This is a genomic window from Streptomyces sp. SLBN-8D4 (assembly GCF_049739545.1).
GTDB classification, from domain to species: Bacteria; Actinomycetota; Actinomycetes; order Streptomycetales; family Streptomycetaceae; genus Streptomyces; species Streptomyces canus_C.
Genome location: NZ_JBMGQC010000001.1, coordinates 4,118,108 through 4,135,001, shown reverse-complemented (window position 1 = coordinate 4,135,001; position 16,894 = coordinate 4,118,108). Strand labels below are relative to the sequence as shown.

Genomic DNA, 16,894 nt, shown 5'->3' with positions numbered 1-16,894 from the left:
GACGTCTCGAGACCGGCTGGTTCCATGTCAGGGGAGATGTAGATGTCGATCAACCGCCGCCAGATCAGCAGGCGCACCATCCTTGCCGGGGCCGCAGCCCTCGGCCTCACCGGCACCCTCGCCGCCTGCGGCGGTTCCGACGACGACTCCGGCGACAGCGACAGCGGGCCCGTCAAGCTGACCTACTGGTCGTGGGCGCCGAACATGGAGAAGGTCGCCGCGATCTGGAACAAGAAGAACCCGGACATCACGGTCACCGTGTCCAAGCAGGCCAGCGGCGGCGAGATCGTCTCCAAGCTGATCACCGCGAAGAAGGCCGGCAACGCCCCCGACCTCATCCAGGTCGAGTACCAGTCGCTGCCGACCCTGGTCTCCAACGACGTCCTGGCCGACATCACCAAGTACGCCGGTGACACCAAGTCCCAGTTCGCCGAGGGCCTGTGGGGCATGGTCACCCTCGGCACGGACGCGCTCTACGCGATCCCGCAGGACGCCGGGCCGCTGATGTTCTACTACCGCGAGGACCTCTTCAAGAAGCACGGCCTCACCGTCCCGAAGACCTGGACGGAGTTCGCCGAGACCGCCCGCGCCGCCAAGAAGGCCGTCCCGGACGCCTACTTGACCACGTTCTCCGCCAACGACCCCGGCCTGTTCGCGGGCCTTTCCCAGCAGGCCGGCGGCAAGTGGTGGACCGTCGACCCGTCCGGCAAGTGGACCGTCGGCATCGACGACGCGGCCACCAAGCAGGTCGCCGAGTTCTGGGGCGGGCTCGTGCAGGAGGGCGTCATCGACAACCAGCCGATGTACACCCCGGCCTGGAACAACGCCCTCAACAAGGGCACCCACCTCGCGTGGGTCTCCGCCGTCTGGGCGCCCGGGGTGCTGGTCTCCTCCGCGCCCGACACCAAGGGCAAGTGGCGCATGGCCCCGCTGCCGCAGTGGAAGTCCGGCGAGAACGTCACCGGCAGCTGGGGCGGTTCCTCCACCGGCGTCTCCACCGACTCCAAGCACGCCGAGGCCGCCGCGAAGTTCGCCACCTGGCTGAACACCGACCCGGAGGCGCTGGCCGCCCTGGTCAAGGAGGTCGCGATCTACCCGGCCGCCACGAAGGGCCAGTCCGGGGACGTCCTGACCACGCCGGAGTTCTTCTCGAACCAGGCGGACTTCTACACGACGGCCGGTGAGATCGCCGCGACCACCGCCGCCGCGGCCTGGGGCCCCAACGTCAACACGGCCTACACCACCTTCCAGGACGCCTTCGGCAAGGCCAGCAAGGCGAAGAAGGAGACCCAGTTCGACTCCGCCCTCGCCACCATGCAGTCGAAGACCTTCGGCGACATGAAGAAGCAGGGCTTCGAGGTGACCGAGGCATGACCAGCGCTCCGCTCAAGGGCGCCGACCTCACCGATGTCGCGCCCTTGGCGGACGGCACCGGCACCGCCCAGTCCGTCCGCCCCAGCCGCCCCCGCCGCCGTGGCCGCAGCGCACCGTACTGGTTCCTGGTGCCCACCCTCACCCTCTTCGCCGCCTTCACCGTCGTGCCCATCGGGTACGCGATCTGGCTGAGCCTGCACAAGGTCCGGGTCAAGGGCATCGGACTCGGCAAGGGCGCCCGCGAGCAGGTGTGGAACGGCCTCGGCAACTACACCGACGTCCTCAAGGACTCCGAGTTCGGCCACAGTGTGCTGCGGGCCGTCGGATACGGCCTCATCGTCATCCCGACCATGCTCGGCCTCGCGCTGCTGTTCGCGCTGATGCTGGACACGCCCAAGGCGCGCAGCGCGCCCTTCGCCCGGTTGATGATCTTCCTGCCGTACGCGGTCCCCGGCATCATCGCCGCCCTCATGTGGGGCTTCCTGTACCTGCCGGACGTCAGCCCCTTCTACTACCTGCTGGACAGGTTCGGCCTCCCGCAGCCCGACCTGTTCGACGGCGGCAACCTCTACCTCTCCTTCGCGAACATCGCGGTCTGGGGCGGCACCGGCTTCAACATGATCGTCATCTACACCGCCCTCAGGGCGATCCCGCCGGACATCTACGAGGCGGCCCGGATCGACGGCGCGACCGACCTGGGCATCGCCCTGAAGATCAAGATCCCGATCGTGATGCCCTCCCTGGTGCTCACCTTCTTCTTCTCGGTGATCGCCACCCTCCAGGTCTTCACCGAGCCGATGGCCCTCAAGCCGCTCACCAACGGCCTGCCCAGCTCGTGGAGCCCCCTGATGGCCATCTACGACAAGGCCTTTCTCCAGTCCGACATCTACGGCGCCTCCGCCACCGCGGTCGTCCTGGCCCTGGCCACGTTCGTCCTGTCCTTCACCCTGCTGCGCATCTCCGACCGCTACACCCGGGAGGACCGGGCATGACCCCCCTCACCCTCACCGCCGACACCACCACGAAGGCGCGCCGCACCGCCTGGGTGCCCACCCTCGTGCTGATCCTCGGCGCGCTGTACTGCCTGATCCCCATCGCCTGGGTGGTCGTCGCGGCGACCAAGGACCGGTCGGAGCTCTTCTCCACCTTCACCTTCGCCCCCGGCAGCGGCTTCTTCCGGAACCTCAGCGACCTGACCGCCTACCGGGACGGCATCTTCTGGCGGTGGATGGCCAACTCGGCCTTCTACGCCGGTCTGGGCGCCCTGCTCTCCGCCGCGGTCTCCGCCGCCGGCGGCTACGCGCTCGGCCGCTACAGCTTCCGCGGCCGTGAGGCCGTCTTCAAGATGATCCTGGCCGGCGTCCTGGTGCCGTCCATCGTGCTGGCCGTACCGCAGTACCTGCTGCTGTCGAAGCTCGGCATGGCCGACTCGTACGGGGCGATGCTGCTGCCGTCGATCCTGTCGCCGTACGGCGTCTACCTGGTCCGCATCTACGCGGCCGCGTCCGTGCCCGCCGAACTCATGGAGGCCGCCCGCATGGACGGCGCGAGCGAGTGGCGGATCTTCGCGCGGATCGCCGTACCGATGATGATGCCGGGCCTGATCACGGTGTTCCTCTTCCAGTTCGTCGGCATCTGGAACAACTTCCTGCTGCCCTACGTCATGCTGGCCGACGACGAGAAGTTCCCGATCACCCTCGGCCTGTACACGCTGCTCGCCCAGGGCGCCTCGCAGCCGGCCCTGTACACCCTGGTCATCACCGGGTGTCTGCTGGCGATCGTCCCGCTGATCGGGCTCTTCCTGGTGATCCAGCGGTTCTGGTCCCTGGACCTGATGAGCGGCTCGGTCAAGGCCTGAGGCCCCGGGCTCCCCTTCACGAACGTCTCCGAACGAGGAACATGACCACCAGCGCGAACGGACGCCGCAAGCCACCGACCATCCACGACGTGGCCCGGGAGGCGGGCGTCTCGCGGGGCACCGTCTCCCGCTTCCTGAACGGCGGCCACTACGTCTCGCCCGCCGCCCGGCGGGCGGTCGAGGCCGCCGTCAGGAAGACCGGGTACGTGGTCAACCGGCATGCCCGCAGCCTCAGTACCGGCCGGTCGGACTCGGTGGCGTTCCTGCTGACCGAGCCGCAGGAGAAGTTCTTCGAGGACCCCAACTTCAACGTCCTGCTGCGGGGTTGCACCGAGCGGCTCGCCCAGCACGACATCCCGTTGCTGCTGATGCTCGCCGAGAGCGACGACGACCGGCGCCGGCTGACCCGGTACATCACCTCGGGCCACGTCGACGGGGTGCTGCTGCTCTCCAACCACAGCGGTGACCCGGTCGCGGCCGAACTGCACGACGCCGGGATCCCGTTGGTGGTCTGCGGCAAGCCGATCGGGCGGGGGACCAAGGTGAGTTACGTGGCCGCCGCCGACCGGGAGGGCGCGCAGGACATGGTCCGCCATCTCCTCGCCGGCGGCCGTCGCCGCGTCGGCATGGTCACCGGGCCGCTGGACATGCCGGGCGGTCCCGACCGGCTGGCCGGCTACCGGGACATGCTCGCCGAGGCGGGCCTGCCCTACGACCCGGGGCTCGTCGTCGAGGGCGACTTCCGGCGCAGCGGCGGCGAACGGGCGGCCCGCCGTCTGCTGGCCCAGGCCCCGGACATGGACGCGGTGTTCGTCGCCTCGGACCTCATGGCCCTGGGCGTGGTGGGCGTCCTTCAGCAGGCCGGGCGTTCGGTCCCCGATGACATCGCTGTCGGCGGCTTCGACGACTCCCCGGCGGCCACCGCCATCGCCCCCGCCCTCACCACCATGCGCCAGCCCTTCGACCGCATCAGCGCCGAGATGGTCCGCATGCTCCTCGCCCAGATCGCGGGCGAGGACACGGCCGGAGTGATCCTCCCGACGGAACTGGTGGTCCGGGACTCGGCGTAGCGCTCCGCGGGCAGCCCGATGTGCGGGTGGAGCAGCATGAGACAGCCCGGGCGCGACCTCCGGGAGCCGGAACTGCCGTCAACGCATGTGAAAGCAGCAGCCGTCCGGTTCGCGTCGAGTCGGAGGGGCCAACCATCCGTATTCTCTGATCATGGCCGCCTCTTCCGCATATTCACTGATCGCCACTGACCTGGACGGAACGCTGCTGCGGACCGACGACACCCTCTCCGACCGGTCGTTGGCCGCGCTCGCACGGGTGGCCGCGGGTGGGGCCCGGCATCTCGTCGTGACGGGCCGGCCGGCGCCCAGAGTGCGGCCGCTGCTCGACGACCTCGGCAGTACGGGGCTCGCGGTGTGCGGACAGGGCGCGCAGGTGTACGACGCCGGCGCGGACCGTCTGCTCTGGTCGGTGACCCTGGACCGGGAGCTGGCCGAGACCGCGCTGGGCAAGATCGAGGCCGAGGTCGGGCAGGTGTACGCGGCCGTGGACCAGGACGGAGTCGACGGACTCACACTCATCGAACCGGGCTATCTGATGCCCCATCCGACCCTGCCCGCCGTACGGGTCGGCCGACGCGACGACCTGTGGTGCGAGCCGATCAGCAAGGTGCTGCTGCGCCACCCCTACCTGTCCGACGACGAGTTGGCGGTCACGGCGCGGTCGGTGGTGGGCTCGCTGGCGACGGTCACCATGTCGGGCCCCGGGACCGTCGAACTCCAGCCATGCGGCATCACCAAGGCGACCGGCCTCGCGCTGGCCGCCGAACACCTGGGACTCGGGCCCGAGGTGACGATCGCCTTCGGGGACATGCCCAACGACATCCCGATGTTCGACTGGGCGGCCCGCGGTGTGGCGATGGCCAACGCCCACCCCGAACTCAAGGCCGTGGCCGACGAGGTGACCCTGTCGAACGAGGACGACGGCATCGCCGTCGTCCTCGAAAAACTGTTCAGCCAGGCGTAGTTCCTAGTACGCGCCAAACACGTTGTCGATGGACCCGTACCGCTGCGCCGCGTAGTTGCAGGCCGCGGTGATGTTCGCGACCGGGTCGTACGGGTCCCACGAGGTGTTGGCCACGTGGTACGCGTTGAAGGTCGGGTCGATCACCTGGAGCAGGCCCTTGGAGGGCGTGCCGGCGGCCGCGTTGGAGTCCCAGAGGTTGATGGCGTAGGGGTTGCCGGAGGACTCACGGATGACGTTGCGGTAGATGCCGTCGTAGGAGCCGGGGATGCCGTGCTCCGCCATGACGGCGAGGGAGGCCCGGATCCAGCCGTCGAGGGTGTTGGAGTAGCCGAGTGTGGTCGCGGTCTGCACGGTCGGGGTGGCCGCGGACGCGCTGGTCGCGCCGACGAGCGGGAGCGCGAGGACGGCGACACCGGTACCGGCGACGGCGAGCCTGCGGACGAGACGGCTGGTACGGGGACGGCGGTGCTGAGCGGCAGCGGGCATGGCGAAGTTCCTCTCCGTCGCCTGCGAGGTGAGCTGTCGGGTTCGGGCGGGAGCTGCCCGGCCACGCTTGCGAAAAGCGCGACTTCACCCCAAGCCGTACCGGTATGTCCGAAGACATCCGGCCCGGCGGCTTACCTGGTTCCCCCGCTCCTGCCGTGGTTCTCGGTGGGTGTAGCGGGCGGTGGCAGGATTCGGCGGCCGCCCGACAGGCCGGGAACGTATGCGAGAGCACATGTCCGGAACAAGTGGCGAATTCACATGCGATGCCTATTGACCTTGGTAAGAGGCATTTGGGGCACTTGATCCTTTGCGTTCGCCAAGCCTCAACTCGCGCACGGTAAAAGGCGGATCGATAGATTCCGGATGTCCGCCGATCCGTCCGCCCGAGTGGGTCAAGTCACAGCCGAGCACAAGAAGGGTAAAACGGTCAGGAATGCCCAACTCGTGTTCAACCGGCCGTGCGTGGGATCCGCTTCTCCCATGTCCGGTGGAAGACCACCTCGTCGCCGGCGGTGCACACGACCTCGTCCGAGGTGTGGAAGTCCGTCCCGTCGCAGGTGATCTCCGAGCGGGTGCGGACGGTGGTGTCCCAGGCGAGCTCGGGGCGGTGCAGCCGGATCGTCCAGTCCGAGCGGGTGCGGGCGGACAGAGGGTCCTGCTCGTCGATCGTGTACGTCTCCAGCGCGTCCTCGGTGATCTCCAGCCCGTCGGGGTACACGCGCGTGCCGCCGTACCGGGGGTCGACCTCCAGACGCCACTCACCCTTGGCCACGTCACGGACGACCAGGCGCTCGGGGCGGGGTTCGTCCAGGGTGGCGGGGCTCCATCCGTCAGCGGCTGCACCGCGGGTGACCCCGAGCGGCGCCGACTGCTCCGGTTCCTCGAAGGCGATGTCCGAGGCCGATTCCCGCGCGCGTACCGGCAGTTCGAGGAAGCTGCCCGCCGGCTCCAGGGTGAATCCGGCCTGCGAACCGGGCTGCGGCCAGATCCACGGCCAGTACGCGGAGGAGACGGCGAGCCGGATGCGGTGACCGGGCGGGAAGGCATGCCCGATGCCGTTCAGCTCGAAGGCCACCTCCTGTGTGGCCCCTGGCTCCCAGGGCACTACCCGGTCCCGTCCATGGCGGGCCGAGAGGTTCAGCACCCCTCGCGTGACGAGCGTCGACGACCCGTCCGGGGCGACATCGCAGAGCCGCGCGGCGATCTGCCCGCGCGACACCTCCGAGGTCACCCTGAGCCGCACCCGCGGCCGCCCGAGGACCCACGTCTCCTCGCCCGTCGCGAACTCGAAACAGGCCGAACGGGCGTCCTCCTCCCGCTGGTCCGGCGGCAGGTCGGCGTCGTTGCCGAGAGGGCGGAAACGGCCGGCGTCCACGCCCGTGTGCTGCGGGGAACGGACCAGGACGGGGGCGCCCTGAAGGCCGTACGCCACCGTCGTCACGTGGGGGGAGGGCCAGGCCGGCTCGCCGACCCAGCGGCCGGGCAGGGTGTCGAGGACGGTGGCCGGGGGGTGGGAGTCGCTGACGTAGGCCCTCAGGAGGGGTTCCCGCATGACGCCGGTGTCGATGCCCTTGAGGTGCTGGTCCCACCAGCGAAGGGTCTCCTGGAGGAAGCCGATCGCCGGGCCGGGCGCCCGGCCGCGGTCCGGGTACTGGTGGGACCAGGGGCCGACGATCCCCCGTACCCGGTCGGCCGGCAGGTGCTCGACGAGCCGCAGGACCGTGTCGCGGTACGGGTCGTGCCAGCCGCCGACCGCGAGGACGGCCGCGCCGATCGCGTCGTGGTCGTCGGCCTCGGCCTCGGCCTCGCGGACGCTGCCGTGGCGCCAGTAGTCGTCGCGGGTCTGGTGGTCGAGCCAGGTGTGGACGAACGGTTCGACCGCGTCGAGGCGTGCGCGCCACATCTCCCGCCAGGCGTCGCCGACATGGAGGGGATCCGGCGGCCGGGAGACGAAGGCCAGCATCGTCGCCGCCCACGCGTGCATGTCGACCGCGAGGACGGAACCTCCCCTGTAGTGCACGTCGTTGTCGTAGCGGTCGTCGGTGCAGCAGACGGTGACGACCGCCTTGAGCGGCTCGGGTGCCAGGGCCGCGATCCGGAGGGAGTCGAAGCCGCCCCAGGAGATGCCGAACATGCCGACCCGGCCGTCGCACCAGGGCTGCGCGGCCAGCCAGTCGACGACCTCGACCCCGTCGGCGAGTTCGGCCGCCGAGTACGCGTCACCCGGCAGGCCCTCGCTGTTGCCGTGCCCGCGCACCTCGACCCGGACCGAGGCGTAACCGTGGCCCGCGTACCAGGGGTGGCGCTGCCCGTCACGGGGCGCGGTCCGGTCGGTGAGGCGGTACGGCAGGTATTCGAGGATCGCGGGTACCGGTTCCTGGGTGAGGGGTCGCCACACGCGTGCGTACAGGAGCGTCCCGTCCGGGAGCGGGATGCGGACGTCGTCGTGCACCGTCTCGTACGGGAAGGACGTACGGATGCGCATCGGTACTTCCCTACAAATCGATTGATATCCATTCTTTTCAGGTGATCAAAAACATACCGGTCGTGATCCGATACCGCCTGGCATGGACGGGGCGGGCGCTATCGGTGATCCAAAGGTGACCGGATACGCTGACTTGAGTGATGGCAGCGACCTATCGACATTCCGCGTAACCGCCAGTGGACACCAGCAGACAGGAGACCCCTCGTGACCGTCGTCGGGCCGTTCGGGCTGAGCGTGCGGGACCAGGCTCTGGAAGCCGATGTCCAGGCCGGAATGACGGCTGTCGAGGAGGGACTGCTCGAAGCCACCAAGAGTGAGGTCCCCTTCATCACGGAGGCCGCCCAGCATCTGGTGCGGGCGGGTGGAAAGCGCTTCCGGCCGTTGCTCGTGATGCTCGCCGCCCAGTTCGGCGACCCCTATGCGCCGGGCGTGGTGCCGTCGGCCGTGGTGGTGGAGCTGACCCACCTCGCGACGCTGTACCACGACGACGTCATGGACGAGGCCGAGGTCCGGCGGGGCGTCGACAGCGCCAACACCCGCTGGGGCAATTCGGTGGCCGTGCTGACCGGTGACTTCCTGTTCGCCCGGGCCTCGCACATCCTGGCCGACCTCGGGCCCGAGGCGGTCCGGGTGCAGTCCGAGGCGTTCGAGCGCCTGGTCACCGGCCAGATCCTGGAGACGGCAGGTCCCCAGGACGGCCGCGACCCGGTCGAGCACTACCTCGACGTGCTCGGCGGCAAGACGGGCTCGCTTGTCGCGGTCTCGTGCCGCTTCGGGGCGATGATGTCCGGTGCCGACGAGAGGGTCGTGGACGTCCTGACCCAGTACGGCGAGCGCCTCGGCGTCGCCTTCCAGCTCGCCGACGACGTCCTGGACATCGCCTCCGACTCCCACGAGTCCGGCAAGACGCCGGGCACCGATCTGCGCGAGGGCATCCCCACGATGCCGGTCCTGCGGCTGCGGGAGCGCGCCGCCCGGCTCGGCCTGGCCGAGGACATCGCCCTGTGCGAGCTCCTCGACTCCGACCTCACGGACGACGACCGGCACGCGGAGGCACTGGCGGCCCTGCGCACCCATCCCGCGCTGGAACAGGCCCGCCGGGACACCGTGCGCTACGCGGAGGACGCGCGCGCGGCCCTGGCCCCGCTGCGGGAGTGCGGCGCGCGGGCGGCGCTGATGGAGCTGTGCGACGCGGTGGTCCACCGGGCGGGCTAGATCCGGACGGGCAGGCCCGGCCGGGCCCGAGCGGCGACGCCCCCTACGGGTTGTAGGGGGCGTCGGCATGTCGTGTCATACCCCAGGTGTACGTGGAGTTGGCCCCGAGGGCTGACGCATGCTCATGGCCGATTTGGTCAGATGGACATCACGGAAAACACCACTCCTCACCGATTCGGGTGAGAATGGCGGCTACAGGTGGACGCACGGGAGTTGACAGCCGCCGCCGACGACGGAGGTAAGGCACACATGGCACCGTACGAATCCGACGACAGCGTGACCGCCGCGGACGCCGAAGAGCTGCGTTCCGCGCGTCGGCGCAAGGCCGCGCGGTACGTCGTGCCGGCCACGGTGGTGGGGATCGCGGCGGCGACCATCGGGCTCGTCCCGGCGCTCGCCGACTCCGGCGACCCCGACCTGCCGAAGATCAGCGCACAGGAACTCATCGAGAAGATCGCCGCGTCGGACGTGCAGCAGCTGTCCGGCACCGTGAAGATCACCACGGATCTCGGTCTGCCGGACCTCGGCGGCCTGGAGAGCTCGCTCGGCTCCGCCGCCGGACCCTCCGGATCGGGCGACTCGTCCGCCGATCCGACCACCAAGCTCACCGAACTCGCCTCCGGCACGCACACACTGCGCGTCGCGGCGGACGGCGAGGACAGGCAGAAGGTCTCGCTGCTGGAGAACGCGGCCGAGTACAGCCTCATCCACAACGGCAAGGACGTCTGGGGCTACGACAGCAAGTCCAACTCCGTCTTCCACACCACGGCCTCCGAGAGCGACGGGAAGAAGAAGGAAGAGCTCCCGGCCACGCCCAAGGACCTCGCCCAGGACGCCCTCAAGGCCGCCGACAAGACCACGTCGGTGACGGTGGAGGGCACCGCGCAGGTCGCGGGCCGGGACGCCTACCGCCTGGTCATCAAGCCCAAGGACGAAGGCTCCACGGTCGGTCAGATCACCGTGGCCGTGGACTCGAAGACCGGTCTGCCGCTGAAGTTCACGCTGACACCGGCCAGCGGCGGTTCCGCCGTCGTGGACGCCGGCTTCACCCAGGTCAGCTTCGCGAAGCCGGCCGCCTCCACCTTCGACTTCACCCCGCCGAAGGGCGCGAAGGTCGAGGAGGGGGACGCGCCCGAGGCATCCGGGCACGCGGAGCACCCAGGCAAGGGTCCCTCCAAGGACCTCGGCAAGGGCGCCGCCGACGAGTTCGGCAAGAACGGCCCCGAGGGCCTGAACGTCATCGGGGACGGCTGGGACTCCATCGCCACCTTCGACACCGGCGGCCAGGGCGTCCCGTCCGGCTCCGAGGTCGGCGGTGACATGGGCGGCTTCCTGGACTCGCTCGGCGACAAGGTCTCCGGCGGCTTCGGGAAGGGCACCGTCTTCAAGACCCGCCTGATCAACGCCCTGATCACCGACGACGGCAAGGTCTACGTCGGCGCGGTCACCAAGGACGCGCTGGTGAAGGCGGCCGACGCGGCGAAGTAGTCCCGAGCGGGCACGACGAATCGAGGGAGCCGATGGACCAGCCGTCCGCCACGGAACCGGACCCGGAGGGGTCGGGCGACGGCGCAGGCGGTGACGCGGGCGGGGACGAGAGCGGGGACGAAAGCGTCATCCGCACCCGTGCCCTCACCAAGCGCTACCGCGGCGGACAGCTCGCCGTGGACGGTCTCGACCTGACCGTCCCGGCGGGCAGCGTCTTCGGCTTCCTCGGCCCGAACGGCTCCGGCAAGACCACCACCATCCGCATGCTGATGGGCCTCATCGAACCGACCTCCGGCACCGCGCGCGTCCTGGGCCGCCCCATGCCGCGCGCGGCCCGGACCGTACTCCCGCACGTCGGCGCGCTCATCGAGGGTCCGGCCCTCTACGGTTTCCTCTCCGGCCGCGACAACCTCGTCCGCTACGACGCCGCGGACCCGACCGCCGACCCCCGCACCCGGAACACGCGCGTGGCGGCCGCCCTGGACCGGGTGGGCCTGTCGGCCGCCGCCGGCAAGAAGGCGAAGGCGTACTCGCTGGGCATGAAACAGCGCCTCGGCCTGGCCGCGGCCCTCCTCCAGCCCCGCAGACTCCTGGTCCTGGACGAACCGACCAACGGCCTGGACCCGCAGGGCATGCGCGAGATCCGCTCCCTGGTGAGGGAGCTGGCCTCGGACGGCACGACCGTCTTCCTCTCCTCCCACCTCCTCGACGAGATCGAACAGGTCTGCACCCACGCGGCGGTGATGGCCCAGGGCCGATTGATCACCCAGGGGTTGGTGGCGGACCTGGCCGCGGGGACGAGGGGCAGGCTGGTGGTGACGACTCCGGACCCGGCGGATGCGGCGAGGGTGCTGAAGGAGCAAGGGGCCGGCGATGTGGTCGTGGCCGAGGACCGGGTCACCTCCGACCCACCCGACGGTGAACTGGCGGACATCAACATGGCGTTGGTGACGGCGGGGGTGAGGGTGCGTGGCTTCGGAGTGGAGAGGGCCTCTCTGGAGGACGCTTTCGTGGCCCTGACAGGGGAGGGCTTCGATGTCGCAGGCTGACGTGACGGGGCGCGGGGCTGTTTCGGATGTGCGGCCACCGCCGCGCGGGCGCGACCAGCCCCCACGACCCGCAAGCCGCCGTACGACCTTCTACGGCACCCTCTTCCGCAACGAACTCCACACCACCTTCCGCCGCTGGCGCACCCTGGCCCTGCTCGCCGTCCTCGCGGCGGTCCCGGTCCTCGTGGGCATCGCGGTCAAGATCGAAACCGATGACGGCTCCTCGACCGCCGGCGGCGGTGGCGGCCCCGCCTTCATCTCCCAGATCACCAACAACGGCCTCTTCCTGGTCTTCACCGCCCTCGCCGCGACCCTCCCCTTCTTCCTCCCGATGTCCATCGGCGTCATCGCCGGCGACGCGATCGCGGGCGAGGCCAACGCCGGCACCCTCCGCTACCTCCTGGTCGCTCCGGCGGGCCGCACCCGGCTGCTTCTGACCAAGTACGCGACGGTGATGACGTTCTGCCTGGTCGCCACCCTCGTGGTCGCCGTCTCGGCGCTGACGGTGGGGGCGGTCCTCTTCCCGCTCGGCGACCTGACGACGATCTCCGGCACGCAGATCACCTTCGCGGAAGGGCTGGGCAGAGCCCTGCTGATCGCCCTGGTGGTGGCCGCGTCACTGACCGGCGTGGCGGCCCTGGGCCTGTTCATCTCGACGCTCACCAACAGCGGCATCGCGGCGATGGCCACGACGGTGGGCCTGCTGATCACGGTCCAGATCCTCGACCAGATTCCCCAACTGCACGCGCTCCAGCCGTACTTCTTCTCCCACTACTGGCTGTCCTTCGCCGACCTCATGCGCGAACCGGTCTACTGGGACGATCTGGTGAAGAACCTCGGCCTCCAGGCGCTGTACGCGGCCGTGTTCGGCTCGGCGGCGTGGGCGAGGTTCATGGCGAAGGACATCACGGCGTGAGCTGCTCGTAGGGGAACCGCGCGAGCGGGGCCTCCTGGTCGAAGAAGGTCTTCGCCCGGGCGAGCGCGTCGGTGTCCCGCAGCACGTCACCGGGCTTGCTGCCGTTGCCGAGGAGCACCCCGCCGAAGCGCATTCCCATGTACGCGGCCGAGTTGTTCAGGGTGCCGATCAGCGGGGCGGCGACCTCGAACTCCTCGTGCGCCAGCGCGGTGACACCCCACAGCGTGCGGCCCGCCATGGTCGCCTTGAACTCGACACCCGGCGTGCGCAGCCAGCCCGACCAGTAGTCGAGGTAGCGCTTGACGTGCGCGGAGACCGAGTACCAGTACAGCGGGGAGGCGATCACGATGTCCGTCGCCGCGAGCGTCGCGTCGAAGAGCAGTGCCGTGTGACCGATCGTCGGACGCACGTGGTCCGTGTCGTGCCGCAGATCCTCGAAGTCGGGCAGCGGATGCTCCGCGAGGTCGATCCACTGCTGCTCGACGTCCGGAGGCAGTTGCTCGGCGGCCCGGCGGGCCAGCAGTTCGGTGTTGCCGTCGCTGCGGCTGCTGCCGAGCACGAACAGGAAACGGCGCGTCATGGAGAGCTCCAGGCTGATCGGCGTACGGTAAGTACTCGCACATGCATTATATGTATACGCAAGTAACTGTCCAGGGGGCCGGGGTGCCGTGCCTTGGTGCCTGGTGCCTCAGGCGGACGCCTGTGCCGCCCGTGCCACCTCCAGCAGCAGCGCCTCGCCGCCGTGCCGGGCCACGAGCTGGAGCCCGACCGGGCAGCCGTCGGGGCCTGGGCCCGCCGGGAGGCTGAGTGCCGGGTGCCCGCCGAGGTTGAAGGCCCAGGTGAGAGCGGTGGAGTAGCGCTCACCCGGGCCTTCGTGACCATGCGGCGGGCAGGGGGTCGTGGGCGTCAGCAGCAGATCGGTGTCCGCGAAGATCTCGTCGAGGAGACGGTCGTTGGCGGCCCGGATCCGCTCGGCGTCCCGCAGGTCGGCCCCCGGGGTGCGCAGCGCGAGCCAGGCGGTGGCCGGGTCGTGCAGGCGCGGCGGGGCGTGGGGCCGGACGAGCCGTACGACACCGGCGTCGGCCAGCCGCGCCACCGCCGCGCGGGCGATCCGGACGATCCCGGGGTCGGGGTCGGCGAAGCCGAGATCGGGGGACCAGAGGGCAGGGACGGGGACGGGAAGGGGGGCGGCAAGAGTGTGGGGCGGCTCGGTACCGCGTCCTCCGTCTCCGTCCCCGTCGCTGCCGCGGTTCCCGTCTCCGGAGACCGCGTGCCAGTAGGCGGCCGCGTCACAGGCGTGGCGGACGAGGATGCCGGGGGCGGTGAGGCCGGTACCGGCGCGGCCGTGGCCGGAGTTCGTGGCCTTGAGGCCGATCACCCCGCACCACGCCGCCGGGATCCGTACCGACCCCGCCCCGTCGCTCCCCGTCGCCATCGGGACGAGTCCCGCGGCCACCGCGGCCGCGGAGCCCGCCGAGGACCCACCCGGGGTGCGGTCGGCGCGCCAGGGGTTGACGGTACGGCCGTGGGCGCCGAGCCCCCACGTCTGCCAGGGAGTTCCGGGACCGGGCACGGAGGTCGCGCCGACGGGTACGCACCCGGCCGCGAGGAGCGGTGCCGCACCGCGCAGCCCGTGCCGCCCCTTCACCCCGATCGGCACTCCGGCGAGCGGCGGCCGCTCACCCGCCTCGACGCGGAGATCGATCTCGCGTGCCCGGCGCAGCGCCTCCCCCTCCCACACCTCGGCGAAGGCGCACAGTTCGGGATCCATCCGCCGGATCCGCTCCAGGGCGCGGGCGACGACGTCGACCGCCCGCAGCGAGCGCGAACGGACCGCGGAAGCCAGGTCCACGGCGGAGAGGGACGCGGTCGCCGTCATGGACCGGCGGTGGCCCGGGTGAGCCGGACGAGTGCCTCGGTTCCGCGCGGAGGCTTCCCGTCCAGTTCGCCGAGGCGCCACGCGGGGACCCAGGGCACCCGGTACACGTCGACCGTGGACTCGATCTCCTTGACCTGCCGGGCGAGCGGACGCGGGAGCCGGCCGGGAGCGTCCGCGACGAGCACGACGGCGTCGAGGTCGAGCCCGGCCGGGTGCTCCCCGCGCCGGAAGAGCTCCACGGTGCGGCGGGCGGCGAGCAGCCCGGAGGCGTGCGTACGGGCCACGAGCAGGACGGAGGCGGGGGCACCGGGCCCCGGCCAGTCACGTCCGCTGTCGTGACCGCCGTAGACGGCGGCCAGGGTGGAGACGCCGGCGCCGCCGTGCGTGCCGACCCACGCGAACCGCCTCCCGGTCGGGGCCACCGGCCCGCGGATCCAGATCTCCGGCCCCTGCTGCACGCTCTCCGCCTCTCGCCGCACGTCGGTCCGCATGCCCGCGCCCCGACCCTGTCATCCCACCCGCCCTCCCCCTCCTGGAACAGGCCTGTGACATCACGGTGACGTGAGAACCGGGGGCGAGCGGAGAGACTCGACAGTACGTGCACGACCGTGAGGGATGAGATGTCTCGACTCAGCCGCGACAAGAAGCGGGACCAGCAGCGGGGGACGACCCCGATCGACGTCCGCGTCCCCCTGACGGGTGAGTCCGCGACGGTGGCCGGAACAGCGGTCACCGCCTCACCCGGCGAGGAACTCCACCAGACCGTCCTGACCCACCTCCAGTTCCTCGCCCGCACCAGCGGCCACCCGGTCCACGCCACGATCCACGACGCTCGCATCGGCTACGTGGTCCCCCTGGAAGTCGCGACGGACGGCGCCAGTCGCTTCATCGGGGAGCCGGTGCGGATGGCTCCGCCGGAGGGCGCGGACCGGAACCGGGCCGCCGGGCCGGGAGCCTTCGGGGCGCCGGCGCCCGAGCAGGGAGACCGGCCGTCGCCGTCCGGCGCGGGAGAGCGGCCGGCGGAGCAGTCCTGGCCGCCCGCGGCCTCCGCCCCGCACGAGGGGCCCACGCAGCTCTTGCGGCAACTCGACGAGCCTCCGCGGGACCCGGCCCCCACGTTCCGGCCGAGCGACCTGCCCGAGCCGCACCCGACGGACGCCGACCCGTCCCCGACCCAGGTCCTGCGCCGCCTGCCGGACACCCGCTCCACCGGCCCGGCTCCGGCTCGGGCCCCCGGGACGGTCGTACCCCCGAGGGGCGAGTTCGGCCCGCCCCCCGTGATGGACGCGAGCCCGGCCGCCACCCCGTCCCCGCCGTCCCCGACCGACCTCGCCTACACACCCAGGCCCCTGCCACACACCGGCCCTGTTCCGCAGCCGTCCGACGCCATACCGGCCCCGGCCCCACGATCGACCGCCGACCCCGTTCCCGACCCGCAGCCCCTGCCTCGGCCCCTGCCGACGGCCGGTTTCGCCGCCGTCGAGCCCCAGCCGCTTCCGTCGGCCTCGCCCGCCCCGCGGGCCGCCGCCCCTCTCATCGACCCCGTCCCCCTCCTGGACGATCCCGGTCCCAAGCCGACGCCCGTGCGGGGGTTCGACGCCGTCGCCGAGGCCGTTCTGGGGGAAGGGCTGGTGATCGACGAGGGCGCGGTGCTCGCGGAGCCGGTCGGGCGGATCAGCGAGGCCGTGCGAGAGGGGCGGACGGACGCTGCCGCCGCGTTGGCGGAGCAGGTGGTAGGCGAGGCCTCCGAGACCCTGGGCGCCGAGCATCCCGACGTGCTGCGGGTGCGTGAACTGGCCGCCTACATCGCCTACTTGGGCGGCGAGCCGGTCCAGGCCGCGGAGATCTCCCTCGACCTGGCCGGCATCCACCACCGCGCCGGGGACGCCGAGGCGGCCTATGGCAACGTGCAGAGCGCGGCCACCGCGTGGAAGGCCGTACGGGATCCGCTGCGGGGCCTGGCCCTCGGGCGCGAGCTGCTCACCCTGTGGACGGACCTGGCCGCCGGAGAGGGTCCGGCGGCCGAGGACCCCGACAAGCTGGAGTCGGCCCGCACCCGGATGCTTCGCCTCGCGGAACGCGCCCGGAAGGCCGACCAGTAGCCCGGAGG

The 16,894-nt window shown here is 71.1% G+C and carries 15 protein-coding genes and 1 riboswitch; of the genes, 10 read left to right on the top strand and 5 right to left on the bottom strand.

The genetic code is table 11. The features are described from left to right. Positions 1 to 42: 42 nt before the first annotated feature. The 5 genes from RKD20_RS18480 to RKD20_RS18460 all read left to right on the top strand — a co-directional run bounded on the left by RKD20_RS18480 (position 43) and on the right by RKD20_RS18460 (position 5,266). Entirely contained in the window at positions 43 to 1,374 is a 1,332-nt protein-coding gene (locus RKD20_RS18480; protein ID WP_424878673.1) for an ABC transporter substrate-binding protein, read from the top strand. Further along, the gene (locus RKD20_RS18475; protein ID WP_424878672.1) at positions 1,371 to 2,366 is read left to right on the top strand and encodes a carbohydrate ABC transporter permease; all 996 of its coding nucleotides are present in this window, start codon (positions 1,371 to 1,373) and stop codon (positions 2,364 to 2,366) included. The genes RKD20_RS18480 and RKD20_RS18475 overlap by 4 nt, the downstream gene beginning before the upstream one ends. Further along, entirely contained in the window at positions 2,363 to 3,232 is an 870-nt protein-coding gene (locus tag RKD20_RS18470; RefSeq protein ID WP_424878671.1) for a carbohydrate ABC transporter permease, read from the top strand. The genes RKD20_RS18475 and RKD20_RS18470 overlap by 4 nt, the downstream gene beginning before the upstream one ends. 41 nt (positions 3,233 to 3,273) lie before the next feature. Beyond that, entirely contained in the window at positions 3,274 to 4,302 is a 1,029-nt protein-coding gene (locus RKD20_RS18465; protein WP_424878670.1) for a LacI family DNA-binding transcriptional regulator, read from the top strand. A gap of 151 nt (positions 4,303 to 4,453) precedes the next feature. Continuing rightward, positions 4,454 to 5,266, top strand: coding sequence for an HAD family hydrolase (locus RKD20_RS18460; RefSeq protein ID WP_424878669.1), 813 nt, complete (start codon positions 4,454 to 4,456; stop codon positions 5,264 to 5,266). Positions 5,267 to 5,269: 3 nt separating this feature from the next. Here the strand turns inward: RKD20_RS18460 and RKD20_RS18455 are convergent, their stop codons facing one another. Together RKD20_RS18455 and RKD20_RS18450 are read right to left on the bottom strand one after the other, a co-directional pair. Further along, positions 5,270 to 5,752 (bottom strand): transglycosylase SLT domain-containing protein, encoded by a 483-nt coding sequence (locus tag RKD20_RS18455; RefSeq protein ID WP_424878668.1) that lies wholly within the window; start codon positions 5,750 to 5,752, stop codon positions 5,270 to 5,272. A 3-nt stretch (positions 5,753 to 5,755) separates the two neighbouring features. Continuing rightward, positions 5,756 to 5,930: riboswitch (cyclic di-AMP (ydaO/yuaA leader) on the bottom strand. Positions 5,931 to 6,200: 270 nt separating this feature from the next. Next, positions 6,201 to 8,237 (bottom strand): CocE/NonD family hydrolase, encoded by a 2,037-nt coding sequence (locus tag RKD20_RS18450; protein ID WP_424878667.1) that lies wholly within the window; start codon positions 8,235 to 8,237, stop codon positions 6,201 to 6,203. A 204-nt stretch (positions 8,238 to 8,441) separates the two neighbouring features. Here RKD20_RS18450 and RKD20_RS18445 point away from each other — a divergent pair, with 204 nt between their 5' ends. The 4 genes from RKD20_RS18445 to RKD20_RS18430 all read left to right on the top strand — a co-directional run bounded on the left by RKD20_RS18445 (position 8,442) and on the right by RKD20_RS18430 (position 12,905). After that, a complete protein-coding gene (locus tag RKD20_RS18445) occupies positions 8,442 to 9,452 on the top strand; it encodes a polyprenyl synthetase family protein (protein WP_020120561.1) in 1,011 nt (336 codons plus the stop codon). Positions 9,453 to 9,701: 249 nt separating this feature from the next. Further along, entirely contained in the window at positions 9,702 to 10,940 is a 1,239-nt protein-coding gene (locus tag RKD20_RS18440) for a LolA family protein (RefSeq protein WP_424878666.1), read from the top strand. A gap of 32 nt (positions 10,941 to 10,972) precedes the next feature. After that, entirely contained in the window at positions 10,973 to 11,989 is a 1,017-nt protein-coding gene (locus RKD20_RS18435; RefSeq protein ID WP_424878665.1) for an ABC transporter ATP-binding protein, read from the top strand. Further along, positions 11,976 to 12,905: an ABC transporter permease gene (locus RKD20_RS18430; protein WP_424878664.1), complete on the top strand. Its 930-nt coding sequence runs from the start codon at positions 11,976 to 11,978 to the stop codon at positions 12,903 to 12,905. The genes RKD20_RS18435 and RKD20_RS18430 overlap by 14 nt, the downstream gene beginning before the upstream one ends. Here RKD20_RS18430 and RKD20_RS18425 read toward each other — a convergent pair. From RKD20_RS18425 to RKD20_RS18415, 3 genes are all read right to left on the bottom strand, one after another. Continuing rightward, a complete protein-coding gene (locus tag RKD20_RS18425; protein ID WP_424878663.1) occupies positions 12,895 to 13,485 on the bottom strand; it encodes a flavodoxin family protein in 591 nt (196 codons plus the stop codon). The two genes, RKD20_RS18430 and RKD20_RS18425, sit on opposite strands and share 11 nt — an antisense overlap. Positions 13,486 to 13,593: 108 nt before the next feature. After that, positions 13,594 to 14,784, bottom strand: a complete 1,191-nt coding sequence (locus RKD20_RS18420; RefSeq protein ID WP_424878662.1) for an amidase — start codon at positions 14,782 to 14,784, stop codon at positions 13,594 to 13,596. Next, the gene (locus RKD20_RS18415; protein ID WP_424878661.1) at positions 14,781 to 15,275 is read right to left on the bottom strand and encodes a DUF6668 family protein; all 495 of its coding nucleotides are present in this window, start codon (positions 15,273 to 15,275) and stop codon (positions 14,781 to 14,783) included. Before RKD20_RS18415 ends, RKD20_RS18420 begins: the two co-directional genes overlap by 4 nt. Before the next feature lie 129 nt (positions 15,276 to 15,404). On the opposite strand from RKD20_RS18415, the gene RKD20_RS18410 reads away from it, so the two are divergent. After that, on the top strand, positions 15,405 to 16,886 hold the full coding sequence (locus tag RKD20_RS18410) for a hypothetical protein (protein WP_424878660.1): 1,482 nt from the start codon (positions 15,405 to 15,407) through the stop codon (positions 16,884 to 16,886). Positions 16,887 to 16,894: the final 8 nt, after the last annotated feature.